24 protein-coding genes are annotated in these 25,724 nt (G+C 39.0%); 2 read left to right on the top strand and 22 right to left on the bottom strand.

The window, feature by feature from the left end:
• Positions 1-5: 5 nt before the first annotated feature.
• Entirely contained in the window at positions 6-128 is a 123-nt protein-coding gene (locus tag QM450_RS04835) for a hypothetical protein (RefSeq protein WP_414319840.1), read from the top strand.
• 120 nt (positions 129-248) lie between these two features.
• Here the strand turns inward: QM450_RS04835 and ftsX are convergent, their stop codons facing one another.
• The 19 genes from ftsX to QM450_RS04740 all read right to left on the bottom strand — a co-directional run bounded on the left by ftsX (position 249) and on the right by QM450_RS04740 (position 21,398).
• Entirely contained in the window at positions 249-1,175 is a 927-nt protein-coding gene (ftsX, locus tag QM450_RS04830; RefSeq protein WP_414319839.1) for a permease-like cell division protein FtsX, read from the bottom strand.
• A complete protein-coding gene (gene ftsE, locus QM450_RS04825; protein ID WP_049548597.1) occupies positions 1,168-1,860 on the bottom strand; it encodes a cell division ATP-binding protein FtsE in 693 nt (230 codons plus the stop codon). The genes ftsX and ftsE overlap by 8 nt, the downstream gene beginning before the upstream one ends.
• Positions 1,861-1,875: 15 nt before the next feature.
• Positions 1,876-2,971, bottom strand: a protein-coding gene (prfB, locus tag QM450_RS04820; protein ID WP_414319838.1) for a peptide chain release factor 2 whose coding sequence is annotated in 2 segments (ribosomal slippage) — positions 1,876-2,898 and positions 2,900-2,971 — 1,095 coding nt in all. Because the reading frame shifts where the segments join, the coding sequence is not laid out codon by codon here.
• Between the two features lie 284 nt (positions 2,972-3,255).
• Positions 3,256-5,967, bottom strand: coding sequence for an MBL fold metallo-hydrolase (locus QM450_RS04815; protein ID WP_414319837.1), 2,712 nt, complete (start codon positions 5,965-5,967; stop codon positions 3,256-3,258).
• Between the two features lie 39 nt (positions 5,968-6,006).
• A complete protein-coding gene (locus QM450_RS04810; protein ID WP_414319836.1) occupies positions 6,007-6,819 on the bottom strand; it encodes a LicD family protein in 813 nt (270 codons plus the stop codon).
• 42 nt (positions 6,820-6,861) lie between these two features.
• Positions 6,862-9,018: a LicD family protein gene (locus QM450_RS04805; protein ID WP_414319835.1), complete on the bottom strand. Its 2,157-nt coding sequence runs from the start codon at positions 9,016-9,018 to the stop codon at positions 6,862-6,864.
• A gap of 21 nt (positions 9,019-9,039) precedes the next feature.
• Complete coding sequence (locus tag QM450_RS04800) at positions 9,040-10,011, bottom strand: glycosyltransferase family 2 protein (protein WP_414319834.1); 972 nt, start codon at positions 10,009-10,011, stop codon at positions 9,040-9,042.
• The gene (locus QM450_RS04795; protein WP_414319833.1) at positions 10,008-10,844 is read right to left on the bottom strand and encodes a LicD family protein; all 837 of its coding nucleotides are present in this window, start codon (positions 10,842-10,844) and stop codon (positions 10,008-10,010) included. Before QM450_RS04795 ends, QM450_RS04800 begins: the two co-directional genes overlap by 4 nt.
• 143 nt (positions 10,845-10,987) lie before the next feature.
• Positions 10,988-12,307, bottom strand: a complete 1,320-nt coding sequence (locus tag QM450_RS04790) for an LCP family protein (protein WP_414319832.1) — start codon at positions 12,305-12,307, stop codon at positions 10,988-10,990.
• Positions 12,304-13,152, bottom strand: coding sequence for a prephenate dehydratase (gene pheA, locus QM450_RS04785; RefSeq protein ID WP_414319831.1), 849 nt, complete (start codon positions 13,150-13,152; stop codon positions 12,304-12,306). Before pheA ends, QM450_RS04790 begins: the two co-directional genes overlap by 4 nt.
• Positions 13,149-13,625, bottom strand: a complete 477-nt coding sequence (locus QM450_RS04780) for a shikimate kinase (RefSeq protein ID WP_414319830.1) — start codon at positions 13,623-13,625, stop codon at positions 13,149-13,151. The genes pheA and QM450_RS04780 overlap by 4 nt, the downstream gene beginning before the upstream one ends.
• Positions 13,618-14,901 carry a 3-phosphoshikimate 1-carboxyvinyltransferase gene (gene aroA / locus QM450_RS04775; protein ID WP_414319829.1) on the bottom strand — a complete coding sequence of 428 codons (1,284 nt, stop codon included), beginning with the start codon at positions 14,899-14,901 and terminating at the stop codon, positions 13,618-13,620. The genes QM450_RS04780 and aroA overlap by 8 nt, the downstream gene beginning before the upstream one ends.
• 89 nt (positions 14,902-14,990) lie before the next feature.
• The gene (locus tag QM450_RS04770; protein WP_000065982.1) at positions 14,991-15,329 is read right to left on the bottom strand and encodes a YlbF/YmcA family competence regulator; all 339 of its coding nucleotides are present in this window, start codon (positions 15,327-15,329) and stop codon (positions 14,991-14,993) included.
• Positions 15,330-15,340: 11 nt separating this feature from the next.
• The gene (locus QM450_RS04765) at positions 15,341-16,444 is read right to left on the bottom strand and encodes a prephenate dehydrogenase (RefSeq protein WP_414319828.1); all 1,104 of its coding nucleotides are present in this window, start codon (positions 16,442-16,444) and stop codon (positions 15,341-15,343) included.
• Between the two features lie 9 nt (positions 16,445-16,453).
• A complete protein-coding gene (aroC, locus tag QM450_RS04760) occupies positions 16,454-17,620 on the bottom strand; it encodes a chorismate synthase (RefSeq protein ID WP_414319827.1) in 1,167 nt (388 codons plus the stop codon).
• Positions 17,621-17,629: 9 nt separating this feature from the next.
• Complete coding sequence (aroB, locus tag QM450_RS04755; protein ID WP_414319826.1) at positions 17,630-18,697, bottom strand: 3-dehydroquinate synthase; 1,068 nt, start codon at positions 18,695-18,697, stop codon at positions 17,630-17,632.
• 16 nt (positions 18,698-18,713) lie between these two features.
• Positions 18,714-19,571 carry a shikimate dehydrogenase gene (locus QM450_RS04750; RefSeq protein WP_414319825.1) on the bottom strand — a complete coding sequence of 286 codons (858 nt, stop codon included), beginning with the start codon at positions 19,569-19,571 and terminating at the stop codon, positions 18,714-18,716.
• Positions 19,561-20,238, bottom strand: a complete 678-nt coding sequence (gene aroD / locus QM450_RS04745; protein WP_049508709.1) for a type I 3-dehydroquinate dehydratase — start codon at positions 20,236-20,238, stop codon at positions 19,561-19,563. The genes QM450_RS04750 and aroD overlap by 11 nt, the downstream gene beginning before the upstream one ends.
• Entirely contained in the window at positions 20,235-21,398 is a 1,164-nt protein-coding gene (locus tag QM450_RS04740) for a class I SAM-dependent rRNA methyltransferase (RefSeq protein ID WP_414319824.1), read from the bottom strand. The genes aroD and QM450_RS04740 overlap by 4 nt, the downstream gene beginning before the upstream one ends.
• A 246-nt stretch (positions 21,399-21,644) precedes the next feature.
• Here QM450_RS04740 and QM450_RS04735 point away from each other — a divergent pair, with 246 nt between their 5' ends.
• The gene (locus QM450_RS04735) at positions 21,645-23,096 is read left to right on the top strand and encodes an alpha-amylase (protein WP_414319823.1); all 1,452 of its coding nucleotides are present in this window, start codon (positions 21,645-21,647) and stop codon (positions 23,094-23,096) included.
• Positions 23,097-23,331: 235 nt separating this feature from the next.
• On the opposite strand, the gene QM450_RS04730 is transcribed toward QM450_RS04735, so the two are convergent.
• The 3 genes from QM450_RS04730 to QM450_RS04720 form a co-directional block, all read right to left on the bottom strand.
• Complete coding sequence (locus tag QM450_RS04730) at positions 23,332-24,006, bottom strand: DnaD domain-containing protein (protein ID WP_223140707.1); 675 nt, start codon at positions 24,004-24,006, stop codon at positions 23,332-23,334.
• 8 nt (positions 24,007-24,014) lie between these two features.
• On the bottom strand, positions 24,015-24,959 hold the full coding sequence (gene metA, locus QM450_RS04725; protein ID WP_414319822.1) for a homoserine O-acetyltransferase MetA: 945 nt from the start codon (positions 24,957-24,959) through the stop codon (positions 24,015-24,017).
• A gap of 192 nt (positions 24,960-25,151) precedes the next feature.
• Complete coding sequence (locus QM450_RS04720; RefSeq protein WP_006145170.1) at positions 25,152-25,664, bottom strand: adenine phosphoribosyltransferase; 513 nt, start codon at positions 25,662-25,664, stop codon at positions 25,152-25,154.
• Between the last annotated feature and the right edge of the window lie 60 nt (positions 25,665-25,724).

Below are 25,724 nucleotides of genomic sequence, written 5' to 3'. Positions count from 1 at the left end.
ACTCAATGAAAATCAAAGAGCAAACTAGGAAGCGAGCCGCAGGTTGCTCAAAACACCGTTTTAAGGTTGTCGATATAACTGACGAAGTCAGCTCAAAATACTATTTTGAGGTTGCAGATGGAAGCTGACGTGGTTTAAAGAGATTTTTGAAGAGTATAATTTATAAGTTCCACATAAAAAGTAGGACCATCTGACTCGGTCAAGCCTGATGGTATCCTACTTTTATAGATTTTAGTAAACTATCTTACTTAGATTTTCAAGAATCGACGCATTGAGATTCCTGAACCAAGTGAACCGATACAGATTCCGATGACAAACAAGAGACCGATCATCAATGGAATAAAAGCATCTGGGGTAATCAAGGATAGATTTTGTCCAACCAAAGATGGGTTAACTGATTGGTAGACTCGGTTATAGATAAAGTAAACCATGATTGATGGAATAGTTGCTCCTAATAGCCCAATGAAGGCACCTTCTAGCAAGAATGGACCACGAATGTAGCTATTTTTAGCACCAACCAAACGCATGATTTGAATTTCACGACTACGTGAAATGATAGTGATACGAATGGTATTTGAAATCAAGAAGACTGCGATGAAAATCAAGAGTCCTGCAATGACCAATCCCCAAACACGGATGAAGGAAGCCAACTTGAAGAGGCGCTCCGTATTGGCACCACCATCTTGAACCTCCGAAACTCCTTCGATTTTCTTAGCTTCTTCAGCGACTGGTTTCACATCACTTGGTGAATTGGTATCGACAATGTAGGCATCATGAAGAGGATTGGCATCTCCTTCAAAAACCTTCCAATCGTCACCCATGGTTTCAGTCAGCTTTTGGTACTGCTCTTCTTTACTTGAGAAGGTTACATTTTTAACAGCTGGCATAGCCTTGAGGGCATCATAAACCTTGTGGTAGTCATTGTTAGTGACTGTCTGTCCTTCTTTTACGATGGTTTCACTATTGTCTTCAACGTCTTTACGGACATAAACCATGACGCGGACATTGTTTTCGATATCCGTTGCCAATTTTGCAGTATTAAAGATAACTGAGGCAAAAATAGCAACCAAGGTCAAGGTAATCATTACTGAACTGACAGCAGCAATGGTCATCCACCCATTACGCTTTAAACTCTTTAAAGCTTCGAATAGGTGGCGGAAAAATCTACTAATCATCGTATCCGTACTCTCCTTTCGCTTCGTCACGAACCACACGACCATTCTCGATGGCAATGACACGGTGGCGCAAGGTATTTACGATTTGACTGTTGTGGGTCGCCATCAAAACAGTTGTCCCTTGGAGATTGATGCGCTCCAAGAGGTTCATGATTTCCCATGAGTTATCTGGGTCTAAGTTACCTGTTGGTTCATCAGCAATCAAAACTTTAGGATTATTTACGATAGCACGCGCAATGGCGATACGTTGTTGCTCACCACCTGACAATTCATTAGGGAATGAACGAACCTTGTGTTTTAAACCAACAAGATCCAAAACTTCCATAACACGTTTTTTGATATTGCGACGGCTTTCACCGACAACCTCCATTGCGTAAGCAATGTTCTCATAAACAGTTTTCTTTGGCAAAAGTTTGTAATCCTGAAAGACAACTCCAACACTACGACGAAGGAGTGGAATATCTTTCTTTTTAATCTTCACGAGGTTAAAACCTGCAACCTGCAAACTTCCTTTTTCAACTTTAACCTCACGATACAAGGCACGGATAAAGGTTGACTTACCTGCACCTGAAGGACCTACGATATAGGCAAATTCTCCTGGTTCAATTTTCACAGAGACGCCACGTAGGGCTGTTGTCCCGTTGTCATACTTTTTGACAACATCTCTCATTTCAATGATCGACATGTGACTTCCTTTCTTTTAACTAATACGCCATTTTAAATAGGCATCGATGAAACCATCTAAGTCTCCATCCATGACCTTATCTACCTGCGCAACTTCAAAGCTGGTACGGTGGTCTTTGACCATGGTATAAGGGGTAAATACATAGGAGCGGATTTGGCTTCCCCATGTGATTTCCTTCTTATCCCCCTTAAGGGCATCTACCTCCGCAGCTTTCTTTTCCTGCTCCATCTGATAGAGTTTTGCCTGAAGCATCTTCATCGCACGGTCACGGTTTCCATACTGAGTACGGTCAACAGTCGATGCAACAACAATTCCTGTTGGAATGTGGGTCAAGCGGACACCTGTTGAAACCTTGTTGACGTTTTGTCCACCTGCTCCACCCGAGCGGAAAGTATCCATCTTGATATCATCTTCTCGGATGTCAACTTCAATAGTATCATCCAACTCTGGCATAACTTCTACAGAAGTAAACGAGGTGTGACGACGCTTAGCTGAGTCAAATGGTGAGATACGTACCAAACGGTGAACTCCCATTTCTGACTTGAGAAGTCCATAAGCATTTGGACCTTCAAAAGACAAGGTCACTGACTTAATACCTGCTTCATCACCTGCTTGATAATCCAAGACTTCAACCTTAAAGCCTTTAGCGTTACCATAACGAGTGTACATACGAAGAAGCATATCGCCCCAGTCTTGGGCTTCTGTTCCACCAGATCCTGGGTGAATCTCTAAAATAGCATTATTATGATCATAAGGCTCTGACAAGAGTAGAGTCATCTCGTAGCTAGTCATCATCTGATCTAGCTCAGCTAACTTCTCCACCAACTCATCCTTATCAGACTCATCCTCTGCTAAAAAGTCTAGTAAGATTTCAGCTTCATCCTGCAACTCCTCCATCTTGTGGAAAGTATTGTAGGTGTTTTTTAGTTCATTTAATTCTTGCGACGTTTTTTGGGCCGCAATATTATCGTTCCAAAAATCAGGTTCTGTCATTTTGTTTTCCAAAATGGCAATTTCTTCTTCTAACCCTTCGAGGTCAAAGAGACCCCCTAAAAGAAGCTAATTTTTCACGATTGGCGTCAATTTTTTGACGAATTTCTGAAATGTCCATATATACTCCTTTTTTGTATCGTTTTATTATACCATAATTTTTCTTATTTATCTAATCGGTGTTTTTTAAAATTTCTTATCAAAATATTTCTATTTGAAGACGAGAAGGCTATTCTCAATCATTTAGTCTGTGAGAAATCGAAAAACATCTCAGAGCTGATCAAGTTTCTTATCCAAAAAACATTGATTGATTCTCTGAGATGTATATAAATACTATTTTAAAAGAAAAGTATCTGACAGGTCTGAACACAGCACCTGATCAGCTTTATAGCAAAGCAACTAAGATTATTCTTTATCTACCTTCAAAGTCGGTTTTGTTTCAGAAACTTCATTTTTTTCATTGACTTCTGCTGAATGCTTCTCTTTCTCAACTGGCTTATCAGAATCCTTCTTAGGTTCTTCTTGACTTCCCTGAACTTCTACTTTATCAGGATTCAAGCTCCAAATGCCATCTTGATTGACCTTGTAGCCATCAGGTGTTGTCCCATTTCTCAATAAGGAACCATCTGCTTGGAAATAATACCAGTTGCCATTCAGTTGTTTCCAACCAGTCTCCATAGCACCACTTGCATTGAGGTAATAACGAGTGCCATCAATTTCTTGAAGACCGGTTGCCATGACACCATCATCAGGTTTGAGATAGTACCAAAGCCCTTTATCTTTGAACCAACCTGTCTTCATGGCTCCACTGCTTGTGAAGTAATAATAATGGTTGTTCAACAATTTCCAACCAGTCTCCATAGCGCCGCTTGCATTGAGGTAATAATGAGTGCCATCAATTTCTTGAAGACCGGTTAGCATGATACCATCTTTATCTAGATAGTACCAAAGGTCCTTATCTTTGAGCCAACCTGTTTTCATAGCTCCACTACTTGTGAAATAACTATAATGATTGTCAAACCATTTCCAGCCTGTCTGCATGGCTCCACTTGCATTAAGGTAATAACGAGTGCCATCAATTTCTTGAAGACCGGTTAGCATGATACCATCTTTATCTAGATAGTACCAAAAGTCCTTATCTTTGAGCCAACCTGTTTTCATAGCTCCACTGCTTGTGAAATAACTATAATGATTGTCAAACCATTTCCAGCCTATCTGCATTGCTCCACTTGCATTGAGATAATAACGAGTGCCATCAATCTCTTGAAGACCGGTTAGCATGATACCATCTTTATCTAGATAGTACCAAGTATCCTTATCCTTGATCCAACCTGTTTTCATAGCTCCAGAACTTGCAAAATAGTTCCAATGACCTTCAATCATGGCCCAACCAGTTTGCATAGCCCCACTTGCATTGAGGTAATAACGAGTGCCATCAATCTCTTGAAGACCCGTTAGCATGACACCATCTTTATCTAGATAATACCAAGTGTCACCATCCTTAATCCAGCCTGTTTTCATCGCTCCAGAACTTGCAAAATAATTCCAATGACCTTCAATCATGGCCCAACCAGTTTGCATGATCCCATTATTATCAAAATAGTAGGTTAGTCCATTGATTTTCTTCAAGCCCACTGTTCGAAGACCATCTTCATCATAATAATACCAGTTTGAACCTAGCTTTTGCCAGCTTGAAGCTGTCCCTTCTGTTTGCAAAGCACCGCTACTTGCAAAGAGCATCTTCTTACCTTTGAAGACTTGTAAACCAGTAAGCATTTTACCATCTTTATCAAACAGATACTTTTGCCCACCAATTTCAGCTAATTCATTGTATCGTCTTGCACCATTCGACTGAATATAGTACCAAGTATTATCATGATAGAACCAACCACCAATATGCATTTTACCATCTGTATTAAGATAATACCAGTCGCCGTCACTATATGGATCCCAGCCATCATTTACATGCACCCATCTACCAGATTGCATTTGACCTTTTCCATTAAAGAAATATGTTGCTCCAGAAATTTCTTTCCAACCGATAGCCATCTGACCATCTTTCAAACGATATTTCCAATAACCATCTTCTTGATACCATTTCTCATCAACAGTAGGAATATTTGGAAAATCCCCTGAAACGTTTGTAAATCCTTGATCACTAATATCAAACACAGTCGCATCCTGAGTTTGACTAGATGCGTGAATCACTTGGATATTTTTCTTTTGAAGATAGTCTCTCGTTGAAGCGAGGTTAATATCTCCTCCAGTTGTTTGGATGACCATACTAGGAGAGAGATGGTCTATAAATCCAATTGTATTAGAAATCTTGGCATCGTAGTGATGATTCCATTTCATCATATCCACTTTTCCAATAACAGGTCCTAATTTATCTTCAGCTCCCTCAGCATTATCCAAATCACCACCAAGATAAATTCTTTTTCCTGCTACTGTAACTACTGCAACGATTGAATTGGAATTATCATCAAGAACCCTCTTTAAGTTTCCATCAGCATCATATTCATTTTTATAATTATAAAGTTGAATATCCATGTCCCCAAATTTAAAATGGCTATCTTCATCCTTTATGTCTTGAATAAGTTTAACTCCCTTGTTCTGTGCAGCGCGGAGAGCATTATCGTAATTGAAAAGATTATCCCACAATCCCCAAGTACTTGTAATTCGTTTATCCGAATATTTTTTCAAATAAAATTTATCAACCTGATAACGATTAAGAATTTCATCTGCTCCACCTATATGGTCACTATGAACATGAGTTCCTAGTATAAAATCCAATTTCTTTACACCTAACTGATCAAGGTGGCGAATCAAACGATCTTCCATGACCTGATAATTTCGAATGGATATCCCCCAGCGAATTGGATAGCGTGGATCCGAACCATCCGGGAAATCATAATCTTCTCCCATATCAATCAAGGCATAATGACCATTACTTTCTAGTAGGATAGCATCACTTCCAGATTTAGCTTTTGTATTGATAAAATGGATTCGATTCCCTGCACCTGCTGAGATAGTATCTGCATTGACTGTCGGTGCTTGAATTATGGATGCCGCTAAGAACAAGGCACTAAATAATATTGATTTTTTAATAGATTTCATAATACATCAAACTTTCTCTATTTCTTCTAGACTTTTTCGTTAATCAATCCAATAATTCTTATCTCCTCCTGGAACTTGTTGCTCAATAGGTGGTGGAGTCATATAGTTTTCTCCAAATTCATAAACAAGTATTTCATGGTATTTTCTAGGAGCCTTCACTACGATGTTTTCGTATGGTAGATCAATCAGATCATAGAGCCATTCTTTTTTGATTCCCTCTGGAAGGCTAGGATCAAATATCGTACAAGCAAGATACTTAGCTTGATCTAAACTATATTTCAAAGCCATATTCTCTAGTTTTTGATTCCAAGTTTGTGGAGAACTTAGCTGAAAAATAGCTGACCCAAGGTAGCGAGGTAGATTTTTAAGTCCCCCATTCTCAGACTTGATCCCCTTAAAATTTAAAGAAGAGAGGCGAATAAGATATTGATAGAGTTTCATTTTTTTACGGTCACTTTTATCCGTTGCAACACCATCATACGGAAATACATCAACACAGGTTCCTAACACAACCGTAGAATCTCTAAGATTGGCATCTCTACGTGTTCTTATATCATAGACTCTCATATAACTATATGGATAGCCCTTTGTTTCTCTAAAGGAAATCATTTTATAGTATGGATGATTTTCATTTTTTAAAACCTTATAAAGTTTTTCAAATTCATCCCGAGCTAAGGAAATATCTGTATCATCATCCCAAGGAATAAAACCTTGGTGACGTACAGCTCCTAGCAAGGTTCCAAAATCGATGAAATACTTAATATCATGTTTTTCACAGATTTTATGTAAATACTCTAGAATATCAAGTTCTACTTGCTTGATTTCTTCTAAGCTTAAAATTCTCTCAGACATCTTTGTCACTCCTAATTTTTGCTCTTTTCTAAGACGAAAAAATTATCCATTCTCTATAATTTTCCATAGTTTAAAATCATGGTGAGAAACTTGTTGCTCTACTGGTGGCAACTGCATGTAGTCCCCATAATCTGAAGTGAGAATTTCATGGTAGTGGTTTGGTATCATGAATTCCTTACCTTCAAAATTGCCAGTTTCAACATTTTCTAACCATTCGCGTTTCCAAACAGGTTTATTCATATCTTTATAAATAAGGTAGTCTACTTGTTCATAATCCTCTACTTTTCTAGATTTTGCTAATTCATTGATTTGAGAAACATACTTATTTGTGTTTGTGAAATAAAAGATCATAACAGAAATATAGCGAATCATTGAATTGACTACACTTTTAGTATTCGTAATTCCTTTGAAAGTATAACAACTTAATTGACGTTTTTTAATAATTTTGGTCATTTTATCCTTAAACGCCTGATCATCTTCATAACCATCTACAGGGAAAATATCTACATAGATACCCATATTCGAATCAATTCGCACATCCTCCTCGACTAGATAGGTCTGATTATCTTTGATCTTCATGAAAGGATAAACATAATTGATATTATTTTTATAAGACATGAGTTCATATCGTTCATCTGGATGTGCAATCAGATAATCTTGTAATTTTTCATAATCATCTCGAAGCATACAAATATCCATATCATCGTCCCAAGGAATAAAACCTTTATGACGAACTGCCCCAATTAGACTACCATAAGCTAAGAAATATTTGGCACCAATTTTCTGACAAACTTCATGAATGTACTCCATAATTCCTAATTCCATTTTTTGAATTTCGGAAATATCTGTTACTTCCTCATAGCGGATATTTTTTTCTTTCAAACAAATCGTTAAACCATAACCAATTACTAACCAGAAAATTATGTTGATAAAATTTGTGGAGTAGATGATCTGACTTTCAAATAATTGACCAAATAAAATCCCAAAAAATAGAATTATAATTAATTTTTCATCATTTTTCTTAGTCACAACTAAATAAGTTATAAAACGTAAACTTACATAAGCGATTATGAGTATGAAAGAAATGAGTCCTAATAATCCAGAACTTACAAAAATTGTAATCAATATATTATGGAAATTACCACCAATTAGTGAATTTTGAATTTCAAATTTGCTAAAGTACTCTGTATAATAATCAGTGACGTTTCGAACACCATATCCAAATAATGGTTTTGCACTTCCCATTTTAATAGCATTTTCCCAAATATAAGTACGTCCGCTTGGAGTTGTTTCGATTAGGTGAAGTTCACCATTTTTCTTAGCCACGTCCGAATCTGTCTCAGAATAAGACTCACCTTTATTTAAGTCAATGACTGTTGCCTTAGCAGCTAAAATATATACTGAAGTTACATAACTAATACCAATATTGCTAGCTACAATTAAGGTACCAGCAACCAGAAATGTGAGACATTTTTTCAGTAGATTTCCTCTGGCAATAAAAAGCGAATAAAATCCCAGCATTAAAACGGCTGATAATAAGGCACCTCTACTTTGCATAGCCGCAAAATTTAGAAATTGAATTACATTATTTATCTTCAGATAAACCGAGTACTTACTTCCTTTGTGGATAAGATACAATGCAAACACAATACTAATATAAGAAAAAATAGCACTTGCATTTGGATTAACAACTCCCCATAAACGACCATTCATAACACCATAATAATAGGAGTGTTCTCCAATTTTAAACAATATTAAAATTCTAAATATTAAAAGAACAAAGGCAAATATAGCAGAGAAAAAAGAAACAAATTGAACCGTTCCAGCAATCAAGCGAATTAACTTCTTAAGATATTCTGAATTCACCATAGTAAATAGCAAAATGTAGGCTATCATAAAGAAGATTTCAATCATATTCCCAAGCAAGTGACCCGAACGATTAACCACTGTTGCTACTAGATGACTACCTGCTAAGAGTCCAAATAAACCTAGATATTTCTTATCGATTTCTATTCGTTTCCAATTTAAAAATAAGGTTAAACAAATACAAAGAACAACAATTGCTGACAATCCTTTATAAATAGGACTTGTTACTTTATACACTAGTGAACTCATGCTTAAAATCGAAATAAAAACAAACAGATATGAAATCCAAAATTTTGATTTTTCAAAGCATTCATTCGTTTTTGAAAAATTCATCTTCAACTCCTTTAAATGACATTATTGATTTAAGCCGACGATTTGTCTATAGATCCATGGAGAAACAAGGAGGGACAAAACGGCTATTTTTCGAAAATTAGTAAAATAAGGATCTTTTAATATCTCAGATAAATGTTTAATAATCCACTTTCTCAACTTAATTTTTTCTGTTGGATATTGACTTGAATCTGTAAAGATTATTTTATCGTACACTGTGATATATGACCAACATTCTCTATTCACTAATTCAGTTTTTAGTTTTGGAAATATTTGAAAAACTTCAGAAATAATAATTTTATAGACCTCTATGGTATCAAATACATGATTGTTGACAGAAGTTGTTGCACTTCCCTGACGATGATCATAATAGTAGATTGGTTTATCAACAAATACACTAGTACATCTGGTTTTTAGTAAAACTTCTGTTAAAAACAAAGCATCTTCAGCCAAATGATAGTCTGTATTGAATGTAAAACTTGAAACAATCTCTCTTTTAAATAATTTTGCAACAGGGAAAAAAGAAGTTCTAGTTGTCGTCAATAATTCTCTCATCGTCTGCTCTGTCGACCACTTCTCTTCTTTTCCTGAAAAATTCGGTAATTCTGTAATTTGACCATTTTTTATATGATGGAGACGTGCTATACTAAACCCTATAGACTCGTCACTGTCAACTACACTTATTAAAGTTTCCAAGTAATCTGGTGTAATAAAATCATCACTGTCAATAAAAGTAATCCATTCTCCTCTTGAATGTTGAATACCTACATTTCTAGCATTTGAGACTCCAGCATTCTTAATATGAAAAACTTTGATATTTTCATTTTTAGATACCAACTGATCACACAATTCACCACTCTGGTCTGTCGAACCATCATCAATAAGAAGCAATTCAAAATTGGTATAAGTCTGCTTTAAGATTGACTCAACACATCGTTCCAAATAAGCTTCTACATTATAGACTGGGACAATAACGCTAATTTTTTCTTTCATCATGCTCCATATTCTCCCTTATATTCAGTGTAACTCTTATCCATATCTGCTATAAGGGCATCGTGGTGAGGCACTTGCTTGTCTGCCGGCGGTGGTGTCATGTAGTCACCAAAAGCTGTGCTGAGATAGGCATCATAACCAACTGGAATAGGCATTTCTGTTCCTTCGAATGGTAGGAAAATATTATCTTCAAATGCTTGAATTGGATATTTCTTTTTCATGTATCCTGGACCTGAGCATAATTCCGTGATGCCATCACTTTCTGCTAGACCATACTTGGTCATTTCTTTCTCAGCTTTTTTCCAGATACGATAACGAAGGGATTTAGGAGTTAATCCTAATAAAATAGTGCTGCCCCATTTCATGAGGGCTCCATGTTTTTCTGGAATGGTTTGTGCACAGAAGAGGGAATAAATCAAAGCCCAACGTACTTGTTTCTTACGTTCAGCTGGATTTTTAGGGTAGTAGTCCAAGGGAAGAACATCCAGAGCCAATCCGTGTGGGAGGTCCAAATCTTGTTGGTAAGGCTTGATGCAAGTTGTTTCCTTGTCTCGAATAGTTATAAAGAGGTTGCGGTCAACAAAGTCTCTATCACTTTTTGATAGGAAGTAACGCTCGTCCGCATAACGAGGCCATAGCTCTGCTAATTTTTCATAATCCTTGCGGGGCATGAAGAAGTCTAAATCATCATCCCAAGGGATAAAACCTTTATTTCGTAGAGCACCAATAGCTCCTCCACCACACAAATAACAGAGTAAATCGTGTTCTTTACAAAAGGCGACAAAATATTCAGCCATCTCTAAGCTACGAGTTTGAATTGCCTTTAAATCACTCATCTTATTCTCTTCCTCTCCTAATAGAATACATCATTCTATTATACCATAAAAACAGTTTATAAATCCATCTAACCATGTGAAAAATCAAAGCCCGAAACACCTGTTGCCATAGGTATTCCAAGCTCTGATTCGTTTTTTTCAGTTTACCTAAATCCCATCTGGGCCAGTTTATTTTGGTAAGCTTTTTGATCTACTTGAAGTGATTGACCACCGTATACGTCAAAGTCGTCTACCCAGTCTCCAAGTTCTGGAACTGTCAATCTTTCAATACCATTCTGACCTCCTTCAAGGACTGATAATCCGTTAGTCAATAAGAAAGTATATGGAAGATTTGTAGAGGTCATGGCAAATACTTTTCCTAGTGCTTCTGAGCCTGTGAAAAGTTTTGTCGGATCTTTAATTTGCTGTAAAACAGCAGTCATGACTTGTTGCTGTCTACGAGTACGACCATAATCCCCTTCATCATCATCACGGAAACGTGCATAGTTAAGAAGAGTCGAACCATTCATCTGTTGTTTTCCTACTTTAATGGTTTGAGTCGGTGATTCAGTTTCCGTTGCGTGCAAGTCATCGCCTACAGTCGCTTCTGTCACTGGGACCCCGTTTAGAGTTGAAAACTGAGCATCAATGGTCACACCATCAGGGAAGAGCATATCAATGGCTGTCGCAAAGGCTTGGAAATCGACAAGGGCATAATATTTAATGTCTAGATCAAAATTATCCTTGAGCACCTTGCGGACCATTTCTGCTCCTTGTTTACCTTCTTGTTCCCCTAATTCGTAGGCTAAGTTTAATTTATGGTCAGTCTGTTTTTGACCATTGATGACTTGGCTATATCCATCAATATAGACCAAGTTATCACGCATAAAGCTAACAAGCTTCAATTTTTTATCTTTGCCACTTACATTCAGAACCATAATGGAATCTGTCCGTGTTTCTGCACTATTCTGTCCTATACGTCCATCCGTACCCAAAATAAGAATATTAACACCATCTCGGGTATCCTGTCCATTAAAAATCTCAACCTGAGCAGCTTTGGCATCTTTGGGCCCATTTGAGCTATTAGGATTCGCCGATTGGAATCCCTTTAAGAACATGACGATCATTCCTACTGCTACACAAAGCAATAACATCCCTAACCAAGCAAATAATCGTTTAAAACGAAAACCTCTTTTTTTCTTTGGCTTCTTAGCTTTTGGAACCTTCGTTTCCAGTTGAGCTCCACCACTACGGCGGCTAGAACGACTACGATTAGCATAGGTTGGCAGGTCGATACCAGAGTCTGAAAGAAGTTGTTCTTTAGTTTCTGGATTGAAAACTTCCGCTGAACTTTTTTGACCTTCTAACTTAGCATGTAATAAGTCAAATTCTCTCTTTTCTTTCTCATTCAAATAATGAATATTTTTCAAAAGATAGTCATATCTCAGTTTTTCATGGTGTGTCAAAGGATTCTCTCTAGTCATTCCTTCTCCTTTCCTTTATCCTGTATGGTATAGATAGGATAAGCACCTAGTACTTTATACTGGATTCCAATCGTTTTTAGTTCTTTTTGAGCAAAATGGACCAGTTCTTTATCAGCATAGTCCACATCAATGATAAAAAAGTATTCTCCCAAGGCTGTTTTTAGGGGACGACTCTCAATTTTAGTCAAGTCGATTCCTCGCCAAGCAAAGGTAGAAAGTGCCTTATATAATGCACCTGGAAGATTATCTGGCAAAGTCAAAGCTAGACTCATCTTTTCAGAACCTGAACTCAAGGGAATTTGTGGTAAGTTAGGTCCCAAAACCCAAAAACGAGTAAAATTGGCTTCCATTTCTTGAATATCTTGAGCGATGAGTTCTAAACCATATTCCTCTGCAGAACTTCTTGGAGCAATCGCCGCAAATGGTTGATCAGGATGCTCAGAAACATAGCGCGCAGCGTAGGCTGTACTGGCAGTGACTTCTAGTTGCGCATCTGGATAATGCTCGTCAATAAATTTCTTCCCCTGTGCCAAGGCCTGTGGGTGAGAAAAGATTTTCTCAATTTTAGATTGCCCTGGCACTGCCATCAGCTGTTGATGGATTGGCTGAACAATCTCTGCCACAGCTTGAATGCGAGCCTGATGGAAAAGATAGTCCAAGGTTTCATGAACACTACCTTCAATGGAATTTTCAACTGGAACTACTGAATAGTCTACCATTCCCTGTTCATAGGCCTTTATAACGTCCGTAATATTTGAAAAAGGCTCTAGTTCCTCATGTGGAAAAGCCGTCTGCACAACATGGTGCGAAAAAGATCCTTTGGGACCTAGATAGGCAATTTTCATCTCAATTCCTCTATAATTTCCTCTGGGCTTAGCTTGGACACATCGATAACTTTACTAGCCACTTCCTCATACCAAGTCTGTCTTTCATTAAAAATTGCAGCCAAATCTTCCGTGCTATTGTTCAGAAATAGTGGGCGTTGATTGTCCTTATCAGCTGAAATTCGCTGGTAAAGGGTCTCAAAATCTGCTTTTAGATAGATGTTATCGGAATTTTCCTTCAGCAAGGCTCGATTTTTCTGAGAAATGACCACTCCACCACCAGTAGACACGACTTGGTCCGTTTTTAGCAGATCAGCCAAAACTTCTTCTTCTATCTGACGGAAGGCTGCTTCTCCTTTTTCTTCAAAGAAACGAGCAATTGTCATCCCCAGTCGATCTTCAAGCAAGGCATCCATGTCTACAAAGTCATAATCTAATCCTCTAGCAATAGTAGATTTTCCTGCCCCCATAAATCCAAGTAAAACCTTAGCCATGAATCAAAGTCTCCAAATCATCAAAGAAGCTTGGGTAGCTAGTATTAATGGCTTCTGCACGATCCAATTCGACATCTCCATCTGCAACTAAGAGTGCTGCAATGGCTGTCATCATACCGATACGGTGGTCTCCAAAGGTATTGACTCTGGCTCCATGGAGGGCAGATTTCCCTTTGATAATCATGCCGTCTGCTGTAGGGGTGATAGTTGCTCCCATACTATTTAAAGCATCTGCGACAACTTGAATACGGTCAGTTTCTTTAACCTTGAGTTCTTCTGCATCTTTGATGACCGTTTGCCCTTGAGCTTGGGTAGCTAGGAGAGCAATAATTGGTAATTCATCAATTAAACGTGGAATCAAAGCTCCACCAATCTCTGTTCCCTTCAAATCTGAAGTTTCAACAGTCAAGGTTGCAGACTTAGCAATTGGATCAATATCAGTAATCTCTAATTTGCCACCCATAGCACGGATAACATCAATAATCCCTGTACGAGTTTCATTAATACCTACATTCTTAAGTACCACACGAGAATTAGGAACAATCAAACCTGCCACCAACCAAAAGGCTGCACTAGAAATATCTCCAGGTACGACAACCGTTTGTCCATTTAGTTTCTGTGGTCCCTGAACTGTGATTTTCTTACCATCGACACTCAAGTCTCCACCAAATTGACTCAACATATCTTCTGTATGATTACGAGTGCACTCCTTCTCAATGATGACAGACTGACCCTGAGCCTGCAAAGCCGCAAAAATCAAGGCTGACTTTACTTGAGCAGAGGCAATGGGCAATTCATAATGAATAGGTCTTAAATTTTTTGTACCTTTTAAGTGCAAAGGTGGCAAGTCTCTCTCTGTTTGACCAGAAATGCTAACTCCCATTTTTTTCAAAGGAAGGGTCACACGGTCCATAGGACGTTTGGAAAGACTGTCATCTCCAAACATCTCTACTTCAAAGTCTGCACCAGCAAGTACACCTGAAATCAAACGAATAGAGGTCCCAGAATTCCCCATATCGAGAGCGTTCTTAGGGACTTTCAATCCATCCATCCCAACACCTTGAATGGTAACGACGCCGTCTTTGTCCTCTATCTCAACGCCTAGGTCCCGAAATACTTGGATGGTTGACAAAACATCTTCGCCACGCAAGATATCATAAACCTTAGTCTCACCCTCAGCCAAGCTCCCAAAAATGATAGAGCGATGACTGATGGACTTATCCCCTGGTACTCGAATACTACCATTCAAATGGTTAATGTTTGTTTTTAACTTCATACTAGACCTCATACTGACAATACTTTTTCTTATTTTATCATAAAAAGTCAGAAATTTCTTAAAAATTCCTGACTTTATGAGGTAAATTCTTATTTTAAAAGTTCTGAAATTGGTTCAAAAACAATTTTTTCAATATCAGATAGATAAATAGAAAGTTGTTGCTGTTTGGCAAAGAAGGCTGACAAGAGAGCGTTGCCCTGAATCAACTTGCCAAAGCTTTCCATTTTTTCTTGGAAAGAAGCGTCGGGCATTTGACCAGTTTGGGCCATGACTTGGATTTCATGCTGAAAAGCAACATAATCCGCAAAAATCTTGCTAGCTTCTGCATCTGCTTGGATGGCATCTCTAGCTTCCTTAACCGCCTTATATTCAGGCAATTCGCGTAGTCCACGACTAAGTTCGTTTGCACTATCATAAATATTTGACATAATTGTCCTCCTTATTTAATAACGACTGTGTAATTCGTATTTTCTGTAATGACTTGCTCAGCACGTTTTAAATCCTGAGCATTCTTAAAGGAAATTTGCAGAATCCCGTGAATATCTTCACGGTTTTCCTCATTGATATGGATATTGACCAAGGAAGTTCCTCTTAGCAATTCCAAGATGCGCAAGATAACATCTTCCTCATCGGGAACGTCTACATAGAGGTCAAATGAGCTATCTACACCACCACGTTTATGGATTTCCATAGCCTGCCGTTGCTCACGCGCTTGATTGAAAAAGTTCCAGATTTGGTTTTCATCACCCTTGCTGATTGCTTGCTCAATCTCGTCCAAACGACCCTTGAAATTCTCAATACGCTCAATGATAGTCTCTCGATTGGATAAGAGGATAGAAGTCCACATTCCTGGCTCACTTTCGGCGATTCGAGTCATATCACGGAAACCACCTGCCGCAAAACGTCGCGCCATTTCATGCTCTTCAGCATAACTTGCAGTTTGTTCCATCAGGCCTGATGCTAAGATATGCGGAAAATGGCTAATCTGAGAAGTCACTCGGTCATGCTCTTCAGCATCGATTTCAATGAAACGAGCATGAAGACCTGACAGCAAGTCTTTCATTTCTTCAAGCGTATCCGGAGTTGTCAGACTAGATGGCGTCAAGATATAATAGGCATTTTCAAAGAGGTTGACATCTGCAGAGGCCGCTCCTGTCTTATGACTCCCTGCCATAGGATGAGCTCCTACAAAGCGAACGGACTTATCAGCAAAATACTTCTCTGCTGTAGCCACGATAGCTGACTTGGTCGATCCAGCATCGGAAATAATGACACCTTCTTTCAAATCCAAAGTTGCCAATTCTTGTAAAAAAGTAATGGTTTGCTTAATTGGCAGGGTAAGAATGATGACGTCTGCAAGTGGAGCAAAACTGGCAAAATCATCCGTCGCACGATCAATCATTCCTCGCTCCAAGGCAATATCTCTAGATGCCTGACTGCGATTGTATCCTAAAATTTCATAATCAGGATGATCCCGCTTGATTCCAAGTGCCATGGAAGCACCAATCAAACCCAATCCTGCGATATAGATGGTTTTCGCCATAAGCACTCCTTAATAATTCTTTGTATACTCCCGATGTTTAGCAACAGTTTCTTTTAATTCCTCCAGATTATCAGAAGAGAATTTCTCTAGAATTTCCTGGGCCAAGACCGTTGCTACGACTGCTTCCATAACAACACCTGCTGCTGGAAGAGCGGTTGGGTCACTTCTCTCCACCGTTGCCTTATAAGGCTCATGGGTTTCAATATCAACGCTCATCAATGGTTTATAGAGAGTTGGAATTGGTTTCATAACCCCACGAACAATAATCGATTGACCATTGGTCATACCACCTTCGAAACCTCCAAGATTATTGGTCCGACGAGTATAGCCATCTTCTTGTGACCAGAGGATTTCATCCATGACTTGGCTACCCTTGAGATAACCAGCTTTAAAACCAAGACCAAACTCCACACCCTTAAAGGCATTGATGGAGACAACCGCTTGAGCTAATCTTGCATCTAGTTTGCGATCCCATTGGACGTAGGAACCAAGACCAACCGGAACACTACCGACAACCGTTTCAACAACTCCACCAATGGTATCACCATCGCGTTTGATTTGGTCAATATAGTCCTTGATCTCCTGCTCACGTTCTTGGTTGACGATAGAAACTTCTGACTGGGCAGCTAGTTTCTTAATCTCTGCGACTGTCAAGTTTTCTGGAACATCGATTTCCTTACCACCAAAGACAACAACATGGTTAGCAATTTCAATATCAAGCTCAGCCAATAGTCGTTTAGCCACAGCCCCGACTGCTACTCGCATAGTCGTTTCACGGGCAGATGAACGTTCTAGGGAATTTCTCAAATCATCAAAGCGGTATTTGATACCTCCTACCAAGTCAGCGTGACCAGGGCGAGGATGAGTGATTTTTCGTTTGCTTTTAAGTTTGTCTTCAATATCCTCTGCAGACATGATATCCAACCATTTTTGGTGGTCTTTGTTAATGACATCCATGGTAATGGGAGCCCCTGTCGTCTTCCCGTGGCGAACACCAGAAGTAAAGACAACTTGGTCGCTCTCGATCTTCATGCGTCCACCACGACCGTAACCACCTTGGCGACGTTTGAGATCCTCATTGATATCCTCGGCAGTCAAAGGAAGACCTGCTGGGATTCCTTCAATAATTGTTGTCAGACGAGGACCGTGTGATTCTCCTGCTGTTAAATATCTCATACATTCTCCTTATTTTACCAAGTAATCTTTCATTTCTTCGAGAGAAACTGGGTGAATCTTTGCTGAACTAAGTTCTGGTACCAAGACTAATTTCATGGTGTTGCCACGCGCTTTTTTATCATGAGTCAAGGCCTGATAAAGCTTATCAACATCCCAGTTTTCATAATCCACAGGAAGGCCAAATTTCTGACACATTTCTCGGATTGACTGAGTGATTCCCACTGGCATGAGTCCTTTTTGTTCGGCTACTTTAGAGACCTGAACCATTCCCATCGCTACTGCCTCACCATGCATAACACGTCCATAACCAGCAGTTGCTTCAATAGCATGGCCGATTGTATGACCAAAGTTGAGATATAGACGAATGCCATTGTCTAATTCATCCTCAACTACCATCTTGCGTTTCACCTGGCAAGAATGCTCAATCAAACTTTCTGAATGCTCCAAAATACTATCCACAGAACCATCCATCTCGGATAATAAGTCCCAGAGTTCTGGATCTTCAATTAAGCCGTACTTGATGACTTCACCCATTCCTTCAATCAACTCTCGTTTACCTAGGGTTTCAAGAACCGTTGGGTCAATTAAAACGCCATCTGGCTGGGCAAAAGTTCCTACCATATTCTTGGCAAAAGGAGTATTCACTCCTGTCTTACCACCGATTGAAGAGTCGACTTGAGCAGTCAAACTGGTCGGAATTTGAACAAAGTGAATACCTCGCATATAGGTTGAGGCTACAAAGCCAGCCAAATCACCAACGACACCACCACCTAGAGCTACGATACCATCGCTACGAGTCAAATCTTGCTTGACCAAAAATTCATAAGCCTTTTGAACTGTGGTTAGATTTTTTCGCTCTTCACCCTCTAGAAAGTCAAAAACTGCCACTTGAAAACCAGCATCCTCTAGGCTCAATTTAACTTTTTCTGCATAGAGAGAAGCCACATGGTTATCGGTAATGATAACGACTTTTTGCGGTTGCCAAAGTTCCCGCAACCATTTTCCTGCTTGAGACAAGCATCCTTTTTCAATCTGAATATCATAAGGATGGTGGGGAAGGTCTATTCTGATTTTCATAGCAGTTCTCCTTTTTTCATTTTTGATACTTTTGTTTTAGTAATTCCCAGATTTGATCGGTTGGCATTTCCTTACCTGTCCATAACTGAAAAGCTTCCGCAGCTTGGTAAAGCAACATGCCTAGGCCATTAACAGCGTGATTGCCCTGGTTTCTTGCCCACTTAAAAAATGGTGTTTCAAAGGGTTGATAAATCACATCAGCTACCAAGAGCCTCTCTGGTAAAAGGATACTTGCTGAGATTGGCAGAGATACTCCATCCATACCAACACTAGTCGCATTTACCAGTAAATCCGAATCAGTTATCCTTGCTTGCAGTTCAGAATCATCTTCTAAAGCAAATAAATCTACTTTAAACCCTGTTTCATTTTGTAATTTTTCTAAGTAAGGTCTTGTTTTTTCTATTGAACCCGAACGAACAAAGACAGAAACCTGACTGACTCCATCCAAGATTGCCTGCGCCAAAATTGCCTTGGCTGCACCGCCTGCTCCTAACAAGACCATTCTTTTCCCAGATATTTTAAAAGAAGGCAAGCTCTTAAAGAATCCCTTGCCATCTGTGTTATATCCAATTAAAGTTCCCTCTCGATTCACCACTGTATTGACAGCTCCAATTAAACGAGCTTCTTCACTCAATTGATCCAAATAAGGAATCACCTGCTCCTTGTAGGGCATAGAAAGATTGATTCCAAACATCTGGTAACGACGAATGTTGGTAACTGTTTCTGCCAAGTCAGTCGCTTCTACTTCCCAAGCAAGATAGACACCATTGGTATGAGTTGCCTCAAAAGCTCTGTTGTGAATGAAGGGTGAAATGGAGTGTTTGATAGGATTGGCGACTACAGCTGCTAAACGTGTGTAGCCATCAATCTTCATTTAGTATCTCCCGAATTTTTTTCATGCTAGAAAGTGAAATCTGTCCTGGAGCACTGGCTTCGTCCAGACTTGCAAAAGACCAGCTAGAGCCCGTTACATCTGAAGTAATACGTGAGACCTTACCCACTTTCCCCATAGAAATCGTCACATATTCTTGTTCTGGGTTCAATGTTTTAAAGCCACGTGTAAAGTTCATAAGGTCCAATACATCTTGTTCTGTATGAGCCATAACCGATACTTTAACCACTTTGGGCGTTAGGCTGGTTAGCTCGGATAAGATTTCCATCATATTCTCTGGAGTTTCTTGGAAATTATGATAACTCAAGACTAGATTTGGAAAATCAAGCATCTCTTCAAAAACATCCTTGTGAGAAAAATACTCAAAATCGATATATTCTGGTTGATAGAGTTGAGCTACATCTTTGATAATTTGTACATACTCTGCCGAATCCAAATCGATCTCGCCCCCCTCAGCACGAGTACGTAGGGTGAAGAGGAGTTCGCGACCTGCAAATTTTTCAAAAATAGCTGGAGCTACCTGTAAAATAGCTTCCTTTGGTAGGAAGTCGGCACGCCACTCAATGATATCAGCATCGATATACCGCATGGCATCGATTCCTTGCGCCTCTTCTAAACTCTTTGGCATTACTGAAACGACTAATTTCATTTAGTTACCTTCATGCTAATCACCTTAAGGTAATTACTACTTTCATCTTTTTCATTGTAGACAAAGTCTGCTGGAAGTCCATATTTATTAAGAACCTGGTACTTTCTTCCTGCAAATCCTTTGTCGATTTGTTCTATAAATTTTTGACGGGAAACATTGGCAGCATTGGTGCTAGCAATGATCATACCTCCCGGATTTAAAATCTCTAAACTCTGGGAAATCAACTTGTGATAGTCCTTAGCTACAGAGAAAGTTTGCTTTTTATTACGGGCAAAGCTAGGTGGATCAAGAACGATCACATCATAAGACAAGCCCTTACGTTTAGCGTATTTAAAGTATTCAAAGACATCCATAACAATGAAACGATGATTGTCAAGACTGAGTCCATTGGCATGAAAATGAGCTTCTGACAGTTCTCTGGAACGTTTGGCTAGGTCTACAGAGGTTGTTTCACTAGCTCCTCCCATAGCTGCAGCAACTGAGAAAGCTGCTGTGTAGGAAAACATATTGAGTAAGGATTTTCCCATAGCTAAACCATCAACCAAGCTACCACGCACTTCATGTTGGTCCAAGAAGATACCTGTCATAAGACCGTCATTCATAAAGACTTGATAGAGAACTCCATTCTCAAGAACTGTAAAATTTTCTGGTGCTTCTTGACCATAGATATGGGCAGACTCATAGTCTAGACCTTTAAAACGAATCTTTTCATAGGCACCTAAGACTTCAGGGAAAACCTGAGCAAAGGCTGCTAGGATCTGTTGGCGAAGCCCATAGACATAGGAGTTATACCAGGAGAAAATAACATAATCTTCATAGAGATCCAAAGTCATTCCACCAAAGCCATCGCCTTCTTGATTAAACAAGCGAAAGGCCGTTGTTAAATCATCTTGGTAGTAGGCATCACGTTTGGATTTAGCTTGAGTAAATAGGTTTTCAAAAAAGACTTGGTCAAAAGAAACTTTCTGATTAGTTACGAACCAACCAATCCCTTTATTTTGACGAGATAGATAAGCCTTACCCAAAAACTGTTTATCTTGACTAAATAGCTCGACTTCCTGGTCAGTTTCAGATAGTTCTGGAAAATCAATTTCCTCCAAAAGTACTAGACCTTGGTTTAGTTTTTTTTCAACACGTCTACTGACGAATACTTTATTCATAAATACTATTATAACAAATTTTGTGACAATTCACAAAATAGAAACTATTGATTCATCCATCATCCTACCCTATCTGAGAAAATTTTTCCTCCCATTAGTCCTACTATTTTTCTTTTATAGTATTTCAACACTTCCAATTGAAAAATAGACATAAAATTCAAAGAGTTTAATTATAACGCAAACGTTTGCATATTCTTTGGCTTTGTGCTACAATAATTCTCATCACTGTAAGTAAGAGGATCAACTATGAAAAATCAAACCCTAATGCAATATTTTGAGTGGTATTTGCCCCACGACGGTCAGCACTGGACACGCCTAGCTGACGACGCTGAACATCTAGCCAACTTAGGCATTAGTCACATTTGGATGCCCCCTGCTTTTAAAGCAACAAATGAAAAAGATGTTGGCTATGGCGTCTATGACTTGTTTGACCTTGGAGAATTTAATCAGAAGGGTACTGTACGTACCAAGTATGGCTTTAAAGAAGACTATCTTCATGCCATCCAAACTTTAAAATCTCATGGGATTCAACCTATGGCTGATATCGTCTTAAATCATAAGGCAGCCGCTGACCATTTAGAATCTTTCCAAGTTATCGAGGTGGATCCAGAAGATCGAACTCTGGAACTAGGAGAACCTTTTACCATCAATGGCTGGACAGGTTTTACCTTTGATGGACGACAAAATACCTACAATGACTTCCACTGGCACTGGTACCACTTTACTGGAACTGACTACGATGCTAAACGCCGTAAATCTGGGATCTATCTGATACAGGGAGACAACAAAGGCTGGGCTAACGAGGAATTAGTTGATAACGAAAATGGTAACTATGACTATCTCATGTATGCAGACCTAGATTTCAAGCATCCAGAAGTCATACAAAATATCTACGATTGGGCAAATTGGTTTATCGAAACGACTGGTGTAACAGGTTTCCGTTTGGATGCAGTCAAACACATTGACTCTTTCTTTATGCGCAACTTCATTCGCGATATCAAAGAAAAATATGGCCAAGATTTCTATGTCTTTGGAGAATTCTGGAATCCAGACAAGGAAGCAAATCTGGATTACCTTGAAAAGATTGAAGAGCGCTTTGATCTTGTCGATGTTCGCCTTCACCAAAATCTCTTTGAAGCAAGCAAGGCTGGAGATGACTATGATTTAACAAGCATCTTTGAGGATAGTCTAGTACAACTCAATCCAGACCGAGCTGTAACCTTTGTCGATAACCATGATACTCAACGTGGCCAGGCTCTTGAATCCACTGTTGAAGAATGGTTTAAATCAGCAGCCTACGCCCTCATTCTTTTGCGAGAGCAGGGACTCCCATGTGTCTTTTACGGAGACTACTATGGTATTTCTGGTCAATATGCTCAGCAAGATTTCAAAGATGTTCTTGACCGTTTGCTAGCTATTCGAAAAGAGTTGGCTTACGGAGAGCAAACGGACTACTTTGATGACCCTAATTGTATCGGTTGGGTTCGTTCAGGAGCTGAAAATCAATCACCACTTGCCATCGTGATTTCTAATGCCCAAGCAAACTCTAAAACCATGTTCGTCGGTCAAGAATGTGCTGACCAAACCTTTGTTGATTTACTTGGTAACCATTCAGATCAAGTAACTATCAATGCTGAAGGTTATGGAGATTTCCCAGTTACAGAACGCTCTCTTAGTGTATGGGGACTGGCTAACTAATCAATTAATACTCTTCGAAAATCTCTTCAAACCACGTCAGCTTCTCCTTGCCGTATATGTGTTACTGACTTCGTCAGTTCTATCCACAACCTCAAAACGGTGTTTTGAGCAACCTGCGGCTCGCTTCCTAGTTTGCTCTTTGATTTTCATTGAGTATAAAACACACAAAAAATGCCCACAAGCTAGATTTTCTTTCTAGCCTGTAGGCATTTTTTTCTATTATCAATACTTAAAATTAGTCTTTCCAAAGATCCATAGCATTTTGAAAATCTGCAGAAACTTGAACATTTTGAGGATTAGTCGCTTCTCTCTCCTGACGCTTAGCCTCTACCTGGACTACACTCTTAATGCCTTCATGACGCCAGTTTCGTAAGATAGCCTGGATGTACTTCCAATTTGGTTTTCCATTCAAAACAGCCTCACGTAGGGCTTCTTTAATCAGGTCCGCACTGGTCCCGTCTTCTTTCAAACTCTTTTCCAAATCTTCGATCTCAAAAGGACTTAAGAGACGACCTAGCTCTTGTTGGAAGGTTTCCACCAAGTCTTTCAAATCATTTTTAGCAGGTAGCGCTTGGCTAGGTTCTTGCTTTTCAAAAAGTTGGTCTAAGCGCTCTAAAGCTAAAGTCGCATCAAAAATCACTTCTATCTCACCATTGAGTTCAATGGTTCGGTATTGAAGTAAGCCTTTTTCTGTCAAGCGCGAAATCGCTTGATTGACTTCAAAGACTTGCTTGCCAATTTTCTCAGCAATCTGGCTTGGGGACAATTCCCCTAAAGCTGTTGTATTTTGTAGATAAAAGAATTGCCAAACTAAGAAATCATCGCTTGATGAAAACAGTTGATTGTAGTTTAAGAGCAGAGCACTTGGTAATACCAAGTTCCCTGATTTAAAAGCATCTAAATATGTCATAATTCCTCTTATAAATATCCAAAATGAGATACATCTTCTTCTGCACTCTTCCACTCAAAAGGGGTTTCTTGGTAAACTGCATAATTTACCCAGTTACTGAAAAAGAGAGCTGCTGAGGAACTCCAACGCATACAAGGAAGTTCATGGATGTCATCATTTTTGAAATAATTTTCTGGTATATGGGGATCTAAACCAGCATCTAGATCTCTAAAATATTCTTTCGCTAGGGTATCACGATCATACTCTAAATGCCCAAAGCTATAAACTTCTCTTAAATCTCGGCTTGCAAGGATAGAGATTCCCACCTCTTTTCCAGATGCTAAAATCTCTAGATTGGTTTTATTTACAATGTCTTCTTTGAGAATTTCTGTGTGACGAGAATGAGGAGACACATACAAGTCATCAAAACCTCTCAGCAAAAGATGACCTTCTTTTAAAACATCCTGAGGATAAATTCCCGAAAGCTTTTGAGCCATTTGGTGTTTATCTACGCCGTAACGATAGTAGAGGCCAGCCTGTGCTCCCCAGCAAATATGCAGGGTTGAAAAGACATGTGTCTTTGACCAATCGATGACCTGAGTAAATTCCTCCCAATAGTCCACTTCTTCAAAAGGAAGATGCTCAACCGGCGCTCCTGTGATAATCAAGCCATCAAAATACTGGTCTTTAACTTCCGAGAAGGTCTTATAAAAAGTCTCCATATGCTCAGAACGAGTTGTTTTCGACTGATGACTTTCCATATATAAGAAATCAATATCTAACTGCAAGGGAGTATTAGCTAAATGTCGTAAAAGCTGAGTCTCTGTAACCATCTTCTGTGGCATCAAGTTTAAAATCAGAATTTTCAGTGGTCGAATATCCTGATGAGCCGCCCGCTGGTCATCCATGACGAAAATATTTTCCGTTCGTAAAATCTCAACTGCTGGTAATTTTTTATCAATTCGAATCGGCATGGAAATCTCCTTACTGTATCAATTATAGGATCAAACGAACATACAGTCGTCAAATGAAAAATCAGCTGACGAAAGTCCTTCCCTTTATTATACTGTAAGAAGATATAGTTTTCAATTATAGTTTTTCTCTAACTAGATATAGCCTTTTTTTATATCAGATGAAGAGAAAACAGCCCTAGGGACTGTTTTTCATTAATAATGCATAAGTACTTTATAATCGTAATCTCCGATGGCTTCACGACCCTTAAGCTCATCAAGCTCAATCAAGAAGGCACAACCAGCTACGATACCACCAAGTTTTTCAATCATTTCGATGGTTGCTTTCACAGTACCACCTGTTGCCAAAAGGTCATCTACGATCAGAACACGTTGACCTGGTTTGATAGCATCTGCGTGCATAGTCAAAGTATCAACTCCATATTCTTTTTCGTAGTCAGCTGAAATGACTTCGCGCGGCAATTTCCCAGGTTTACGCACAGGAGCAAAACCAATTCCCAACTCAAAAGCGACTGGACATCCAACGATAAATCCACGCGCTTCTGGTCCTACGATCATATCGATCTTTTTGTCAGTAGCATATTGAACAATTTCACGAACAGCATAGCTGTAGGCATTGCCATTGGCCATCAAAGGGCTGATATCACGGAATGTAATTCCTTCTTGTGGATAATTTTCAATACTTGCAATGTAATCTTTTAAGTTCATAGCATTTCTTTCTTTTTAAGTTTTTACTCCCTATTATACCATAAATCTTAGAAAAGAGAA

This window comes from Streptococcus infantis (assembly GCF_047464615.1).
Classification (GTDB): Bacteria; Bacillota; Bacilli; order Lactobacillales; family Streptococcaceae; genus Streptococcus; species Streptococcus infantis_Y.
This window is presented reverse-complemented; position numbering and strand designations above follow the sequence as displayed.